The following is a 15,137-nucleotide window of genomic DNA, read 5'->3' as shown; positions in this document are numbered from 1 at the left end:
AACCGGCCGCCAAGTGCACCACGCACGACCGGCCAACGAGGCCCGGAAGGCACCCGGTCCGGGGCGGGCTCCAGCGGGCCAACCCGGTAACCGGGCAACGGGCGGGCGCTGGCGAGCGCAGCGAGCGGGGGTTGAGGGGGATCGAAAGGGAGCGGAGCCCCCTTGGGAGGCGCAGCCTGGAACTCCGAGCGCGAAGCGCCCCGTTGTGGAAGGCCTTGCTTCTAGGCCCAGTGTGGAGGCTTGTTGTCCAGGTAGAAGGCGTCCGGGTCGGTCTCGGGCCAGTCGCCCCAGCCCTCGTCCGTGTCGTCCGCTGTCTGCTCCGGTAGAAAATCGTTCACGCCGGACATGCTACTCGGGCATACAAAGCACCCGACGTGTCCGCAGGTCCAGGGACAGGCGGGGGCGGCGGCGGTACGATGCGAGAGCAGGTGTCGCCTATCCCCCCGTGAGGCTGCTCATGGCAACCCCGACAGGCTGGCAGCGAGACGGCAATCTACCGGCGGAGCTCACCAGCTTCATCGGCAGGACACGGCTCCTCGCCAACCTCAAACGGCACCTCGGCGAGTCCCGCCTGGTGACCGTGACGGGCATCGGGGGCGTGGGCAAGTCCCGTACGGTGCTGAGGCTCGCGCATCTCGTCCGGTCGCAGTATCCGGACGGCGTGTGGTTCGCTGATCTCGGCCGGCTGCAGGACGCGGGCATGGTCAAGCACACCATCGCCTCCGCGCTGGGCATCGCCGACCAGTCCTCGCGGGCCGAGTCCGAGTCGTTGTCGGAGTGGGTGGGCGAGCGCGACATGCTGCTCATCATCGACACCTGCGAACACCTGGTGCACGGGTGCGCCGATCTGGTGCACGAGTTGCTGGAGGCGGCGCCCAATCTGAAGGTGCTGGCCACCAGCCGCCAGTCGCTGAACCTGCCGTACGAGCACGTGGTCCCCGTGCCGCCGCTGCAGGTGCCGTTCGAGGATCCGGGCGAGAGCCTGTTCACGAACGAGTCCGTGCAGCTCTTCGCCGAACGCGCCGGGGCGAGCGTGCCCGACTTCGTGCTCGACGAGGACAACATCGGCGCCGTGGCCGAGCTGTGCCGCAGGCTCGACGGGATCCCGCTCGCGATCGAGCTGGCGGCCGTGCGGCTGCGGGCGCTGTCGGTGGAGCAGATCCTCGGGCTGCTGGCCGACCGGTTCAGCCTGCTGGCGGGCGCGAGCCGGACGGCGCTGCCGCGGCACCAGACGCTGCGGGCGGCCATCGGGTGGAGTCACGAGCTGTGCGAGCCCGCGGAGCGGCTGCTGTGGGCGCGGCTGTCGGTGTTCGCGAAGGACTTCGAGCTGGACGCGGCCAGGTTCGTCTGCTCCGACGGGCGGCTGCCGTCCGAGGACATCACCGATCTGGTCACGGGGCTGGTCGAGAAGTCCATCCTGCTGATCAGGAGCAACCACGCCGGGGTCCGCTACAAGCTCATCGACACCCTCGCGGAGTACGGCGAGGAGTGGCTCGACAAGCTCGGCCAGAGGGAACAGATGCAGCAGCGGCACCTGGAGTACTACCTGAGCCTGGCCCAGCGTAGCGAGGACGCCTGGTCCGGGCCGCGGCAGATCTACTGGTTCGTCCGCATGCGGCAGGAGCACGACAACGTACGGGTGGCGCTCGACCACGCGCTCAAGTCGCCGGGCAAGTCGGTGCTGGCGCTGACGCTGCTGTCGTCGTTGTGGTTCATGTGGATCTGCTGCGGATTCGTCCGTGAGGGGCGGCTCTACCTGGAGAAGGCGCTCCAGGCCAACCCCACCGTGAGCAAGGAGCGCTGCAAGGCGCTGTGGGTCCTCTCGTACGTGCGCAGCGCCCAGGGTGACAGCGCGGGCGCGCTGAAGGCGGCCGAGCAGTGCAGCACCGAGGCCGTCAGGGTCGGCGACTCCAGGGCCGTGATCCTGGCCTCCAAGATGCAGGGCACGGCCGCGCTGCTCCAGGGTGACCTGCAGAAGGCCAGCGCGCTGCTGGGCGTGGCGATCGAGTTCAACACCGACAACAAGGAGCTCAACCCCGGCCTGCTGCCCGCCATCGTCGAGCTGTCGCTGGTGCTGTCGTCGCAGGGCGAGTTCTACGAGGCGGAGTCGCTGCTGCTGGACTGCCTGCAGGTGTGCAGGGAGCGCGGCGAGCTCTGGGTCAGCTCGTACGCGCAGTGGGCGCTGGCCTTCACCAGGCTCGCGACCGGCAGGGCGGAGGAGGCGCTGCAGAGCGCCAGGGAGGGGCTGCGGATCAAGCGGCACTTCCACGACACGCTCGGCACCCTGCTGGCGCTGGAGACCTGCGCGCGCATCTTCGTCCTGCACGACGAGCTGGCGCTGGCCGCCAGGCTGCTCGGCGCGTTGCAGCAGAACTGGAAGTCGGCCGGCCTGCCGCAGATGGGCGCGCCGTTCCTGACCGACGACCACAACGTGTGCGTGCGCGAGTGTGTGCGGCGGATGGGCGAGCAGGCCTACAAGAACACCTTCGAGGACGGCGCCAGGCTCGACCTGGACGAGGCGTCCGAACTCGCGCTCGGTGGCGAGCCGGACGCCTCTGAATAGCGCCGGCCTCAGACCGCCTGGGGCCAGCGGGTGCCGTCGGGCCAGGCGTGCACGTAACGTGCGCTGCCGAGGGAGAACTCGATGTGCCCGCGCACCCAGTGTTCGAGCCCCCGTACGTACTTGCGGACCGGTAGCGACGCCCAGTGTTCCAGCGTCGCGCGCCGCTCGATGAACGCGGCGATCGCGTTGTTGTGCATCTCCGCGACCTCGCGCAACGCGTCCTGGAGGGAGAGGGACTTGTGCGTGGCCAGGACGGTGACGAGGTTGTGCCGGGCCTTGTCGTTCCCCCGTTCCTTGGCGTACGAGAGCAGGTCGTTGTCCCAGCCGATGAGGTCGCACGCCAGGTCGGAGAGCGCGCGAACATCGGGATGATGCCATTCCTCCGCCTCGAGCCGGTAACCGCCACCGGCGTCGATGAGCGCGAAGCAGGTGTACGTGGCCCCCGTGATGCGGCGCATCAGCACGTAGTCCTCAGGGTTGGGGATCAGGTCGACCTCGCGGTTGGCCGCCTCCCAGATCTGGGCGAACAGGTACTCCTTCACCGTGATCCGCCACCGGTCCACCTGGGCGGGGGTGGCGGCTTCGGAGATCCGGTGCAGGAGCTCGTAGAGGGCGAGGCCGAACGGGTCGTCGAAGTCCGGCTTCCTGCGTCCGTCGAGGATCTCGAGGAGCGGCGGCAGGGCGCGGGCCAACGCGGAGGCCCGGTGTCCCATCAGCTCGCCCTCGCAGAACGCGTCGTCGAACGCGAAGAGCCAGTTGTACCAGTCGTTGATCAACCGGAGGCTGTCACGCGGCACGGTCGGGTTGGTTCGGGCCGCGAGCAGGCCGATTTTGGAGCGCCGGAAGTGCTCGATCGCCTCGGCGCCGGTGAGCATGTTCGTGGCGGCCAGCCATGCGTGACTCTCCGCGTCGACCTCCGCGGCGTGCACGTGGATCTCGTTCGGGAACGGACATGGCAACGGAGGGATGTGGAGTGGTCGCCTACCAAATGTTTGCGCAGAAGTAGCCACGTCATCCAGCATGACGAGGCGGTGAACGAAAGGCCACAGGCGGCAACTTCGAGGCCTTTAGTGCTTATTTCATACTATGAATCGCTTTGCGTGAACCATTGGATAAACTGGTCATTTACCACAATCGCGTCGCACGCAACGCCGGCGGCGAGCCCGTGCGGCGATCGTCGCTCTCATTCGGTAACGCTCTGACCACGACAGACTCCTTTTGTGGTGAGCGGCGTCAGACCGAGGTCGCGGACCCGGCGGGAATCGGCGCCCCGCTGTTGCAAGCGGGCGAAACCGTCCTGGCGTGACCGTAATGAGCCGCGAGCACCAGCAAAGTGTCACCTTTGCCGTCGGTCGCCTCGACCGGTGCCCGACCTCGGCCTATGTCTTCGGCATCCCGGCGGCACCCGTCCTGGCCAGGGCGAACATCCCGGTTGCGAACCCCCGATCTTCGGGTCAGTGGAGATGTGTCCTATTGACCCTCGATAGGGTGCCGTGCGCGGAATCGTTCCGACTCGCCGTAGGTTCTGGTGAAGAGTACCTAGGGAAAGGCTGTCCAACCGTGTTCGACCCGAAGGATCTCTACGAGCTCGCAGACGACGCGCCCGAGCTGCCCGATCCGGTGTTGCTGTACCACTTCGACGGCTTCGTCGACGCGGGGGCCGCCGGACGCCTCGCACTGGGCCACCTGCTGGCCGAGCTGGAGCACCGGGTCGTGGCGACGTTCGACGTGGATCGGCTGCTCGACTACCGGTCTCGCCGGCCCATCATGACCTTCGACACTGACCGATGGGTGGAGTGCGAGAGCCCGGAATTGGCCGTTCATGTCGCCAAGGACGCGACGGGAACGCAGTTCCTGGTGATGAGCGGGCCCGAGCCCGACCGGGAGTGGGAGCTGTTCACCAAGGCCGTGTCGGACCTGGTGGAGCGCTTGAAGGTGAGCAAGATCGTGACGCTCCACGGCATCCCCATGGCGGTCCCCCACACCCGGCCGCTCGGCCTGACGATGCACGCCAGCCGGCCCGAGTTGATCAACTCCCAGACGAGCGCGTTCGGACGGGTCCAGGTGCCGGGGAGCGTGGCGGCGCTGCTGGAGTTCCGGCTGGGGGCGCAGGGGCACGACGCGCTGGGGTACGCGATCCACGTACCGCACTACCTCTCGCAGGCCGAGTACCCGACCGCCGCCGTCACCGGCCTGGAGGCGGTGACGCGGGGCACGGGGCTGGTGTTCCCGCTGGACGGGCTGCGCGACGCGGCCCGCCGTACGACGACGGAGATCGAGGAGCAGATCCAGGCCTCCACCGAGCTCTCCACCGCGATCACGGGGCTGGAGCAGCAGTACGACGCGTTCGCGGGCGGCGCCGAGCGCGAGAACCTGATGGCCGAGACGACCCCGATGCCCACGGGCGACGAACTGGCCGCCCAGTTCGAACGCTTCCTCGCCGAGCGCGACGACGAGTAAACACCCATATTTTACGGTGGCCCGAGCCGGCACCACCCGCCGCACGTGGCGGGGGCCTGTCCAGGGTGACGCTCACCAGGTGTGCGTGGCGGGCCGCCGTCACGCCGCCCCGTGGGCCGTCTGGGTGGTGCCTTCGTGACCCCGGAAACGTGGTGCCTTCGTGACCCCGGAAACAGCGATGCCTTCGTGACCCCGGGACCAGGGCCGTGGCCGGGCACCGCCTGAGGGGTCTCGACGGGGCTGCCGGATAGCCTGAGGAAATGACTGACATCCGGGTCGGACTGGTCGGCTACGGCACCGCCGGAGCGTATTTCCACGCCCCTCTCATCCACGCCACCCCCGGCCTGTCCCTGACCGCCGTCGTGACCGGCAACCCCGCCCGCCAGGCCGAGGTGGCCGAGAAGTACGGCGCGGTCCCGGTGCCCGACGTGGACGAGCTGTGGGGCCGGTGCGATCTCGTCGTGGTCGCCTCCCCCAACAGGACCCACGTGGCCACCGCAGCCTCCGCGCTCACCGCCGGCCTGCCCGTCGTCGTGGACAAACCCCTGGCCAGGACCGCTGCGGAGGGCCGGGAGCTGGTGCGGCTGGCCAAGGAGCGCGGGCTCATGCTGACCGTGTTCCAGAACCGGCGCTGGGACGGCGACTTCCGCACCGTCCGCAGGCTGGTCGAGGAGGGGCGGCTGGGTGACGTGCTGCGCTTCGAGTCGAGGTTCGAGCGGTGGCGGCCGGTGCCCAAGGGCGGCTGGCGGGAGACCGGGGGCGCGGAGGAGATCGGCGGGCTCCTCTACGACCTGGGCAGCCACCTGGTGGACCAGGCCCTGCAACTGCTCGGCCCGGCGCGCGAGGTCTACTGCGAGAGCGACGTGCGGCGCGAGGGGGTGGCCTCCGACGACGACACGTTCATCGCGCTGACGCACGCGGGCGGGGCCCGGTCGCATCTGTGGATGAGCTCGGTGGCGGCCTGGCGCGGGCCCAGGTTCCGGGTGCTGGGCTCGGCGGCCGGGTTCGTGAAGTACGGGATGGACGTGCAGGAGGAGCGGCTGCGGGCGGGGATGTCGCCCGGTTCGCCGGAGTTCGGGGAGGATGACGAGGGGAGCTGGGGGTTGCTCGGCACGGAGGAGGCCCATCGTGCCGAGCGGACGGAGCCGGGGGCGTACCTGGACTTCTATCGCGGGGTGGTGGCGACCCTGCGCGAGGGGGCGCCACCACCCGTGGACCCGGAGAGCGTGATCGACACGCTGACCGTCATCGAGGCCGCCCGCCTGTCGGCCACCCAGCGCATCGTCACCCACCTGGGCTGACCCACCCACCCGCCCGGACGCGAGCGGCGCGCCAGTCATCCAGGGCGGCGACTCATACAGGGCGGCAACCAGAGCCGTCCGACGGCAGCGCCGGCGGTCCAGCGGGGGCAGAGTCGTCCCGACCCTGGCGGCCTTCGCCGGTCCGTTCCGGGCGCCTCGCCGGAGGACCGTCACCGCCGGTCTGGGCCGCGCCTTCCTCGCCGCGAACGCGTGCGCCCTGCTCCTCCTCGCCGCCCTGGTCGCGGTGTTGATCTCCCCGCACCAGCCCACCGCTCTCCTCGGCGGCCTGGCTCTGGCCTGGGCCGCCAGGAACCAGGGATCCCGGAAATGAGTAGGCCCTACTCATGAGGAATCCGCCGGTCACGCCCACTCTGGATCACATGACACAAATGATGATCATGTCCCTCGCAGCAGTCCGCCGTACCCTCATCGTCTCCTTGACCGCAGCCGCCGGCCTCGCCCTCACCGGGATCGGGGTCGCCCACGCCGAAACCACCTACTACGAGGTCGTCGCCGAGCACAGCAGCAGATGCCTGGACGTTCAGGACGCCAGCCGCGCCAACAAGGCCAACGTTCTGCAGGCGTACTGCGTGAATGGACGCAACCAGCAGTGGGCTCTCAGGCGAACCGACAACGGCTACTTCAAGCTCGTTGCCCGGCACAGCGGCATGTGCCTGGACGTACAGGACGCCAGCCGCTTCCACGGCGCCGACGTCCTGCAGGCGAACTGCTGGGACCCGGGCTACAACCAGCAGTGGAGGATGCGGACGGTGCCCGGACCGAAATGGCGCGGCACCGGCCTCCCCTTCGAGCTGATCGCCCGGCACAGCGGCCTGTGCCTGGACGTTCAGGACGCCAGCCGGGCCCACGGGGCCAACGTCATCCAGGCGATCTGCAAGGACCGCCCCAACCAGATCTGGCGTCTCCGAACCCCATGAGCGCCAACCGGAGGTGTTGACCCTGGCCCCGCGTCGCTTCGGCGCGGGGCCGTCCGCCTGCTGCCACGCGGTAGGCGGCCGGTGGTGGCGTCAGTCGCGGAGGCGGGTGTGGAGGGCGGTCGTGTCGGCGTCGGTCCAGCCGTGCCGGGTCAGCCAGCCCATCGCCCCGCCGAACCGCTCGTCCAGCACCTGGAAGAACTGCTCGATGTACCGGGCCCGCGGCATGTGGTCGTCCGCCGGCCGCGAGTCCAGATCGCCCCGGTACGTCGCGCTGCTCCGCAGCCGCTTGAGGATCAGCTCCAGCCGCTCCCCCGTCGCCACGTAGTCCTCGACGATCGCCTCTCGGGTCGCCCCCGCCACCTCCAGCGCCAGCGCCGCCAGCACTCCGGTGCGGTCCTTGCCCGCCGCGCAGTGCACCAGCGCCGCCCCGTCGTCCAGCGACATCGCGCGCAGCGCCGCCACCACCGCGTCCGGGCGGTCGCGCAGGTAGCCGAAGTAGAAGCCGGTCACCCGCAGTTCCTCGTCCAGCCCGCGCTCGGCCCAGGGCAGCACCCGGTCGCCGTCGATGGTGTCGGCCTCGACGTCGGTGTGCGTGCCGCCCTCCGCGAACAGCGTCAAGTGGTGGTGGCGCACCTCGGGCACCAGGGTCAGCGGCCCCGGGCCCTCCATCGCGACCTCGGCGTTCGAGCGCAGATCCACGACGTGCCGCAGCTTCAGCTCACCCACCAGCACCGCCACGTCACCCGGCGTGAGGCCCTGCAGGTTGTCGGCGCGGAAGATCCGCCCGCGCCGGATGCGGCCGCCGTCGCGAGTCGGCAATCCGCCCAGGTCACGCGCGTTGACCGCGCCTTCCAGGTCTATCCACCTCGTCATCTCATCCATTATTGCGACCCTATATGTCCGCCAAATATGAGCGAATTCGAGGTTCATAACGCAGCATGAACGTATGGATCCACGAGCTCTGCCGCCCCGGCTGGTGATCGATCCAACGCTGCACCCGGAGATCTCGGTCGAGCTGCGGTCCAGCCCGCACATCCTCCGCCTGGCTCGATCCGGTGTGCGCGTGGACACCACGAAGAACCCTGCCCTCCTCTTCGTGATCCCGGCCCTCCTGATGGTGGTCGCCGTAGCGACCGGCACGGCAGCCCTGCTGGTCCCCGGTGTGGGGCTCGGGCTGATCGTCCTGTTCAGGTGGATGGCGTTGGACGGCACCTATCGATCGACCCGGCGGCGGATCCGCGCCGCCCAGGTCCACGCCAACCGCTTCATCCTCCCCGAGGACCTGGACTACCCCTGCCAGAGGCTGCTGCGCAGGGCACAGAACGCGGTCGAGGCGATCATGGCCTCCCGCGTCCACCGGGACGGCCTGATCGACACCATCGACAACCGGGTCTCACTGCCCGAGGAGGTCTGGCAGATCGCCCAGCGGCTGCGGAAGCTGTCGTCCATGCACGCCGAGCACGGCAAGATCGTCCCCCGCGAGCTGCCGCCCGGCATGGAGGACGCGTTCAAGCCCTACACCACCGCGCTGGACGCCGCCTGGACGTCGCTGTCACACCGCGTCCGCCACCTGGAGAAGTACGCCAAGCAGGTGGTCAAGGCGGACAAGGTCTACCACGCGCACCGGCGGCTCGAGGCGCTGGCCGCCAAGACCCCCGAATACCAGCAGCTGATCGCCGACACCGTGCGGGACGAGCTGGCCCACGAGCGCATCAGGGAGCTGGCCGACCAGGCGGCGCACGTGCGCAAGCTGTTCGAGGAGAGCATCGCCCAGGCCAGGCTGGCGGCGGGCGAGCTGATCAGGACCCCCCTCACGTGATCCGGGCCGCTCAGGGGCCGGCGCGTCTGAGGAGCTCCAGGGTGCGGCGCATGCCGGCCTCGTTGCCGAGGCTGCGGTAGATGTCCCTGGCCTGCTCCAGCGGCCCCACCGCGGCCCCGCGGCCGCCCGCGTCGAGGTGCGCCTCCCCCAGGTAGCGCAGGCTCCTGGCCATCCACCACCGGTCCTCGAGCTCCTCGAACCCCCGCACCGCCCGCCGCAGCTCCCGCTCCGACTCCTCGATCCGGCCCAGCCGCGCCAGGGCCCGCCCGGCCGACACGGCGGTCCTGGCCACCCCCCACGAGTCGCCCAGCGCGGCCAGGATCTTCTCGGCCCGCCGGACGAAGTCCAGCTCGCGCAGCCCGTTGTCGGGGTCGCCGACCTCCCCCGCGGCCCGCAGGCAGCGGGCCTCCTCCCACAGCTCCCCGCGCTGCCTGAACATCTCGGAGGCCCGGTCGAGGCTGAACCCGGCCCTGGTGAACAGGTTGGCCGCCGGCCGGAGGTCGCCCGCGCGGTGCTCGACGCGCGCCTGCGCGGCCAGCACCTCGCCGTAGACGCGCAGGGTCTGGGCCTCGGAGTAGCGGTTGCCGTCCCGCTTGAAGATCTCCAGGGCGTCTTCCAGCAGCTCCCTGGCCTCGTCGGGACGGCGTTCCGACATGCGCATCTCGGCGAGGTTGCGCTGGGTGCGGGCCATCCACCACAGGTCGTCCTCGCCCTTGAACGCGGTGATGGCCCCGATGAGATAGTCCTGCGCCCGGTCCAGGTGGCCGTCGCTGAACAGCGTCATGCCGATCGTGCGCATGGCCCTGGCCGCCCACCAGGTCTCCCCCAGCTCCTCGAACGTCTCCAGCGCCCGCCTGGCCTCCTCCAGCGCCCGCTCCCGCAGGCCCAGGCCGCCGTGCACGGAGGCGCTGTCGAGCAGCGCGATGGCCAGCGCGCGCCGGTCGCCGATCTGCGCGGCGGCCTCGCAGCCGAGCTCGGCGACGGCCACCCAGTCGGCCCAGTATGCGCGCAGCGAGTGGCACAGGGAGCAGAACGCCCTGGCCAGCCCCCAGGTCAGCTCCCACAGCCGGAGCTGGCGGGCCAGGTGGATCATGGCGAGCAGCGTCAGCCGCTCGGCGTTGAGCCAGTCGCCGGCCCGGACCTGCCCGTCGGCGTCGGAGCGGCGCCCGCCCTTGCTCCAGTCCTGCGGCCAGCGGTTCTGCGCGGCCTCCTCGGCGCGGCGGCGGTAGCCGTAGAGCACGCGCTCGATGGCGGCCCTGCGCCGCTCGGCCTCGTCCTGCTCGGCCAGCTCCGCGGCGAACACCCTGACCAGGTCGTGCAGCCGGTAACGCATCGTGCCGGTCTGGTCGGTGCCCGAGCACTCGGCGAGCTGGGCGTCGATGAGGGCTTCGAGCTGGTCGGCGCCGTCGAGCCCGGAGCTGTCGAGCAGCTCGCCGGCCACCCAGCCGGGCACGTCGGGCGCGGTGAGCGCGCTGAGCAGGCGCAGCAGGCGGCGCTGCATGCCCGTGCAGTCGTCGTAGCTGAGCTGCACGGAGGCGCGCACGCTCTTGTCCACCGTCGGGGCCACTTCGAGCTGGTCGAGGCGGCGGCGGGTGTCGGCCAGCCGGGCGGACATCTCGCGCATGCTCCACTGCTCGCGGGTGGCCAGCCGGGCGCCGCAGATGTTGATCGCCAGCGGCAGGTAGTCGCACAGCCGCACGACCTCCTTGGCGGCCTCCAGGTCGTCGACGACCCGGTCGCCGCCGGCCAGCCTGGCCAGCAGCTCCACTCCGTGCGCCTCGCTGAACACGCCCAGCCGCGTGTCATGGGTGCCGTTCAGGAACAGCGGCGCGCGGGAGGTGACCAGCACCGCGCAGCCGGGCTCAGCCGGGATCAGCGCCTTGACCTGTTCGGCGTCGTGGGCGTTGTCGAGGCCGATGAGGATCCTGCGGCCCTTGGTCCAGGTCAGCCAGAGCTTGCGTAACTCGTCCAGGCCGCCGGGGTCGGTGGTCAGGCGCACGTCCAGCGCGCGCAGGAACCCGATCAGCACCTCGTCGGGGCGCACCGGTGCGTCCACGCCGCCGCGCAGGTCGGCGTAGAGCCTGCCGTCGGGGAACCAGCCGGCCGTCTCGTGCGCGAACCTGGTCATCAGCGCCGACTTGCCGACGCCGCCCCGGCCGTACAGGGAGACCACGAGGGGCGGTGAGAGGCCGGGGGTCTTCCTGCGCTCGGTGAAGACCTCGTGCAGCTCGGCCAGCGCCTCGGCGCGGCCGGTGAAGTGCTCGGGGACCGGCGGCCACTGGTCGGGCGGGTGCGGGCCGGGGGCGGGGAGCGCCTGCTGCCGGGGCTCGCGCGGCTCGGTGGTGGCCCAGGTGGTCAGCCCGACGAGGACGGCCGCCGCGCCGGTCACGGCGATCTTGGCCAGCGGCGGGATCTCCCAGTCCACGGAGGCGGTCAGCACGCTCGCGGCGGCGGCCGCGAGGCCCGCGGAGATGGGCGCGGCCCATGGCACCTTTCTGCGTCTTTTGCGCGGTTTGTCAGGTAAGTCCCCTGTCAACGAACACCCCCTATGGGGTAATTCAAGCCAATGGGGTACGGCTTGCGCCAGCCGTACCCCATCGTTCATCTGTTAGCCGATCACATGACAGGTGGCCGTCGCCGTCTTGCTCGGGTCGCTCTCCGAGGTGGCGGTGAGCTTGACCCTGGCCAGGCGGTCGCCGCCGGTCCCGCGCACGGCGTTCACGGTGACGAGGTCCTGCTTGCCGAACGCGACGGAGTCCAGCGCGTTCGGGATCTGGGCGGTCCAGCCCTTGCCCTGGATCTCGGCCTTGAGCCGGTAGACGTCGGAGTTCAGGTAGGCGCTGACGTCCTCCGGGTGCTGCCCCTGCGCCGGGGCCGCCTTGCCGGTGTTGAACAGCGGGAACTTGCAGGTGGAGATGTTCTTGGCGGTGGGCAGGCCGGCCGAGGGGAGCAGCTTGACGCCGCGCTTCTGCGGTCCCGCGCCGTCGAGCGAGCGGATGGCGACCGTGTAGGACAGCTCGCCGTCGCGGTCGCGCTTGACGTCGGTGACGTAGAAGTGCAGGCGGTTGGCCTGGTCGACGTACTCGTACTCGCTGCCGGAATCCGTGCCGGCGTGGAAGAGGGCGTCGGCGAGCTGGCGGTAGTCGCCGACCGTGATCGGCACCTTCGTCCCGTCGGGCAGCACGTAGTCGGTCATGCCGATGTCCTGCGGGTTCGCGTCGATCACCCACTCGAACGGGGACCGGTCCTGGTTCTTGGTCTTGGCCAGCAGGACGCCGGAGTCGGGCGTGAAGGAGTCGGTGCCCACGCGGTCCACGACCTCGACCGTGTAGTTCTCGTAGCCGCCGCCGTCACACAGCGGGTTGGTCGTGACGTCGCAGGCGGGGCTCTTGTCGCCGGTGTCGAAGGAGATGTTGACGCCGGACAGCTCGTTCTTGCCCGGCTGGACGGCGCGGGCCACGACCCGGGCGGTGACCAGGCCCGACTCGTCGAGCGCCTCACGCGAGAGGCGTAAGACGTTCTGCTCGTCCACCATCTCCAGCTTGATCTTGTTGCGCAGCATGTGCTGGGCGCCCATGGACGCGCCGGCGGTCGGCGGGATCAGCCAGCGGGAGTGCGGGCCGCCGGGGCCGTTGAAGCTGCCGCGGCTGAGCATCTCCCAGACGCCCGTGTACGCCCTGCGCGCCGGCACGCCGTACGGGTTGTTGTAGTTGTCGGCGATGCCCATGATGTGGCTCAGCTCGTGGGCGTAGACGGCCATGCCCGAGCTCTCGGCCTGGACCGAGTCGATGCCGAAGCGGGCGTTCGGCCAGAAGTTGGAGCCGGCCTGCCACGAGGTCCAGTCGACGTAGCGGGTGGCCACCCAGTTGGGCAGCGCGGGGTCCGGCGGGCCCCACTCGTCCGGTACGTCCTCCTTGGTCGGGAACTTCATCATCCCGAACTCCTGCCAGGTGGACGACTCGTCCTGACCGGCGCTCAGGTAGAAGACGAAGTCGAACTGCTTGGCCACCTCCTCGCCTACGGAGGCGATCCAGGCGGCGTTGCCCTCGGTACGCAGGTTCTTGTTGCAGGTGTCACCCGCCGGGCAGCCGGTGCCGCCCTGGAACTCCATCGCGTACTCGTGGTCCTTGCCCGACAGCGTGTAGGGCCCGAACCCGGTCAGCTCCACCCCGTACCTGCCGCCCGAGTCCTCCATCCAGTACTCGTGGATGGTGTGACCCTTGTTGAGGTCGTTCGGGGTGTTGAGGAAGTCCTGGTAGAACTTGGCCACCTGGTCGCGCGGGACGTCGTGGGCCTCGGCGCTGGGGTTCGCGTAGATCGTCGAGCCCTTGGGCTGCGTCACCACGAACGACTGGTTCGGGTAGTCGAGCAGCACGAGCGCGCCCTTGAACGTGCGCTTCGACCCCTTGACGGCGGGGTCGTTCCACTTGGTGCCGGGCGGCCGTTTGTAGTCCGCCCACGTCATGTTGTCGGGATTCTCCCAGTTCTGCGGATCGATCGGCTTGATGCCGCCGGCTGGGTCGGAGCGCAGGGCCTGGGCGTCGGCGGGTTCGTCGAGCTGCCAGGGCTGCGTTTGCGGCCAGTGGTTCTGCCGCCACGGATACTCGGGATCGGTGGGGGGTGCTGCGGAAGCAGGGGTCGCCATCAGGCTCACCGGGATCAGCACGATGGCCGCCAGCAAACCCTTCAGCAGCTTCTTCGGGGCAATCACGGATTGACGGTATAGACGATATTGACGGAGATCACCGATCAGTTGTAGGGAAGAACCGTAGTCGTCTTTCCGACAATTGTTGAAATATCCACGTAAAGGTGTTGGTGTGGCGGATCTCCAGCGGACCGTGGACGAGCTCGCCGCGCGTCTCGGCCGCCCCCTGCTGCTCGAGGACCGCGTGCAACGCGTCGTGGCGTACAGCGAGCAGAACGGCGCCATGGACGACATCCGCCGCGACTCGATCCTGCGCCGCAGCACCACTCCCGAGGTGCGGCAGTGGTTCCGGGCGGCCGGCGTGCACGAGGCGACCGGGCCCGTGCGCACCCCGGGCGCGCCGCACTTCGGCCTGCTGCCGCGGGTGTGCGTCCCGGTACGGCACGCGGACGCGCTGCTCGGCTTCCTGTGGTTCGTCGACGCGGAGCCGGCCATGTCCGACACCGAGATCGCCGAGGCCGGGGCCGCCGCCCCGGCACTCGCGCTGGCCCTGTTCCACGAGAGCCTGGCCAGCGGGCTGGCCTCCCACCGGGAGCTGGAGGCGGTCACCGGGCTGCTGGCGGGCGAGCGGGACGCGGCCAGGCAGCTCATCGAGGCGGGCGCGTTCCCGCAGGCGCAGCCGGTGACCGTACTGGTGGCCAAGCCGCGCGGGGCCGAGCCGGACGAGGCGCTCAGGCTGGGGCTGGAGCAGGGGCTGCTGGCGCTGCGGCGGCGGCTGAACGGTCACCATCCGCTGCACCTGGTCCGCTACGACCACGCCGTGCTGCTGACCGCCGGGCCGCCGGTCTCCCCCGACGAGCTGCACGCGGCCATGCCGGTGCCGGTGGTGGTCGGGGTGGGGCGGACCAGGCCGGCGCTGGCGGAGGCGGCGGAGTCGTACCGGGAGGCCAGGCACGCGGCCGAGGTGACCTCGCGGGTGCCCGGGCTCGGGCGCACGGCCGAGTGGGCGCGGCTCGGCGTCTACCGGATGCTCACCCAGCTGCCCGACCAGGAGCTGCATCCGGGGCTGGAGGGACTGCTGGCCGACGCCCAGTACCTGCCGCTGCTGGAGACCCTGGAGACCTACCTGGACCTGGCCGGGAGCGCGGTCGCCACCTCTCGGGCGCTGCGGCTGCACCGGACGTCCCTGTACTACCGGCTGCAGCGGGTGGAGGAGCTGGCCCGTACCGACCTGAAGGACGGGGGCGAGCGGCTCGCGCTGCACCTGAGCCTGAAACTCGCCCGCCTCTCCGGTCGATATTTACCGAGAGAATCACATAATTTGTCCTAATTGCGAACCTGACAGGGCTCACGTTTAATGCCCTGACAGGGATGATCCGACGGGAGTGCCGATGCCGTCTGCGAAACGTGC

10 protein-coding genes are annotated in these 15,137 nt (G+C 70.1%); 6 read left to right on the top strand and 4 right to left on the bottom strand.

Going from position 1 to position 15,137, the window contains the following annotated elements:
- Positions 1-457: 457 nt before the first annotated feature.
- Positions 458-2,563 carry an ATP-binding protein gene (locus ACWEPL_RS19305; RefSeq protein WP_363966073.1) on the top strand — a complete coding sequence of 702 codons (2,106 nt, stop codon included), beginning with the start codon at positions 458-460 and terminating at the stop codon, positions 2,561-2,563.
- Between the two features lie 8 nt (positions 2,564-2,571).
- On the opposite strand, the gene ACWEPL_RS19300 is transcribed toward ACWEPL_RS19305, so the two are convergent.
- Positions 2,572-3,492, bottom strand: coding sequence for a terpene synthase family protein (locus tag ACWEPL_RS19300; protein WP_452436971.1), 921 nt, complete (start codon positions 3,490-3,492; stop codon positions 2,572-2,574).
- Between the two features lie 631 nt (positions 3,493-4,123).
- On the opposite strand from ACWEPL_RS19300, the gene ACWEPL_RS19295 reads away from it, so the two are divergent.
- The 3 genes from ACWEPL_RS19295 to ACWEPL_RS19285 all read left to right on the top strand — a co-directional run bounded on the left by ACWEPL_RS19295 (position 4,124) and on the right by ACWEPL_RS19285 (position 7,262).
- The gene (locus tag ACWEPL_RS19295; RefSeq protein ID WP_350723021.1) at positions 4,124-5,023 is read left to right on the top strand and encodes a proteasome assembly chaperone family protein; all 900 of its coding nucleotides are present in this window, start codon (positions 4,124-4,126) and stop codon (positions 5,021-5,023) included.
- 260 nt (positions 5,024-5,283) lie between these two features.
- A complete protein-coding gene (locus ACWEPL_RS19290) occupies positions 5,284-6,324 on the top strand; it encodes a Gfo/Idh/MocA family oxidoreductase (RefSeq protein WP_452436970.1) in 1,041 nt (346 codons plus the stop codon).
- Between the two features lie 380 nt (positions 6,325-6,704).
- Positions 6,705-7,262 (top strand): RICIN domain-containing protein, encoded by a 558-nt coding sequence (locus ACWEPL_RS19285; RefSeq protein WP_452436969.1) that lies wholly within the window; start codon positions 6,705-6,707, stop codon positions 7,260-7,262.
- 90 nt (positions 7,263-7,352) lie between these two features.
- Here ACWEPL_RS19285 and ACWEPL_RS19280 read toward each other — a convergent pair whose 3' ends face one another.
- Positions 7,353-8,135, bottom strand: coding sequence for a tyrosine-protein phosphatase (locus ACWEPL_RS19280; RefSeq protein WP_363966081.1), 783 nt, complete (start codon positions 8,133-8,135; stop codon positions 7,353-7,355).
- A 73-nt stretch (positions 8,136-8,208) separates the two neighbouring features.
- On the opposite strand from ACWEPL_RS19280, the gene ACWEPL_RS19275 reads away from it, so the two are divergent.
- Positions 8,209-9,081 carry a hypothetical protein gene (locus ACWEPL_RS19275; protein WP_363966083.1) on the top strand — a complete coding sequence of 291 codons (873 nt, stop codon included), beginning with the start codon at positions 8,209-8,211 and terminating at the stop codon, positions 9,079-9,081.
- A 10-nt stretch (positions 9,082-9,091) separates the two neighbouring features.
- On the opposite strand, the gene ACWEPL_RS19270 is transcribed toward ACWEPL_RS19275, so the two are convergent.
- Both ACWEPL_RS19270 and ACWEPL_RS19265 read right to left on the bottom strand, forming a co-directional pair.
- Complete coding sequence (locus ACWEPL_RS19270; protein ID WP_452436968.1) at positions 9,092-11,572, bottom strand: ATP-binding protein; 2,481 nt, start codon at positions 11,570-11,572, stop codon at positions 9,092-9,094.
- Positions 11,573-11,689: 117 nt separating this feature from the next.
- On the bottom strand, positions 11,690-13,792 hold the full coding sequence (locus tag ACWEPL_RS19265) for a M6 family metalloprotease domain-containing protein (protein ID WP_452436967.1): 2,103 nt from the start codon (positions 13,790-13,792) through the stop codon (positions 11,690-11,692).
- Between the two features lie 106 nt (positions 13,793-13,898).
- Here ACWEPL_RS19265 and ACWEPL_RS19260 point away from each other — a divergent pair, with 106 nt between their 5' ends.
- Positions 13,899-15,056 carry a PucR family transcriptional regulator gene (locus tag ACWEPL_RS19260; protein ID WP_363966089.1) on the top strand — a complete coding sequence of 386 codons (1,158 nt, stop codon included), beginning with the start codon at positions 13,899-13,901 and terminating at the stop codon, positions 15,054-15,056.
- Positions 15,057-15,137: the final 81 nt, after the last annotated feature.

It is taken from the genome of Nonomuraea sp. NPDC004186, assembly GCF_053603495.1.
This window is presented reverse-complemented; position numbering and strand designations above follow the sequence as displayed.

Coding starts and splice junctions, on each gene's coding strand:
- ACWEPL_RS19305 (WP_363966073.1), top strand. CDS start 458: ATGGCAACCCCGACAGGCTGGCAGCGAGACGGCAATCTACCGGCGGAG.
- ACWEPL_RS19290 (WP_452436970.1), top strand. CDS start 5,284: ATGACTGACATCCGGGTCGGACTGGTCGGCTACGGCACCGCCGGAGCG.
- ACWEPL_RS19285 (WP_452436969.1), top strand. CDS start 6,705: ATGACACAAATGATGATCATGTCCCTCGCAGCAGTCCGCCGTACCCTC.
- ACWEPL_RS19280 (WP_363966081.1), bottom strand. CDS start 8,135: ATGACGAGGTGGATAGACCTGGAAGGCGCGGTCAACGCGCGTGACCTG.
- ACWEPL_RS19275 (WP_363966083.1), top strand. CDS start 8,209: ATGGATCCACGAGCTCTGCCGCCCCGGCTGGTGATCGATCCAACGCTG.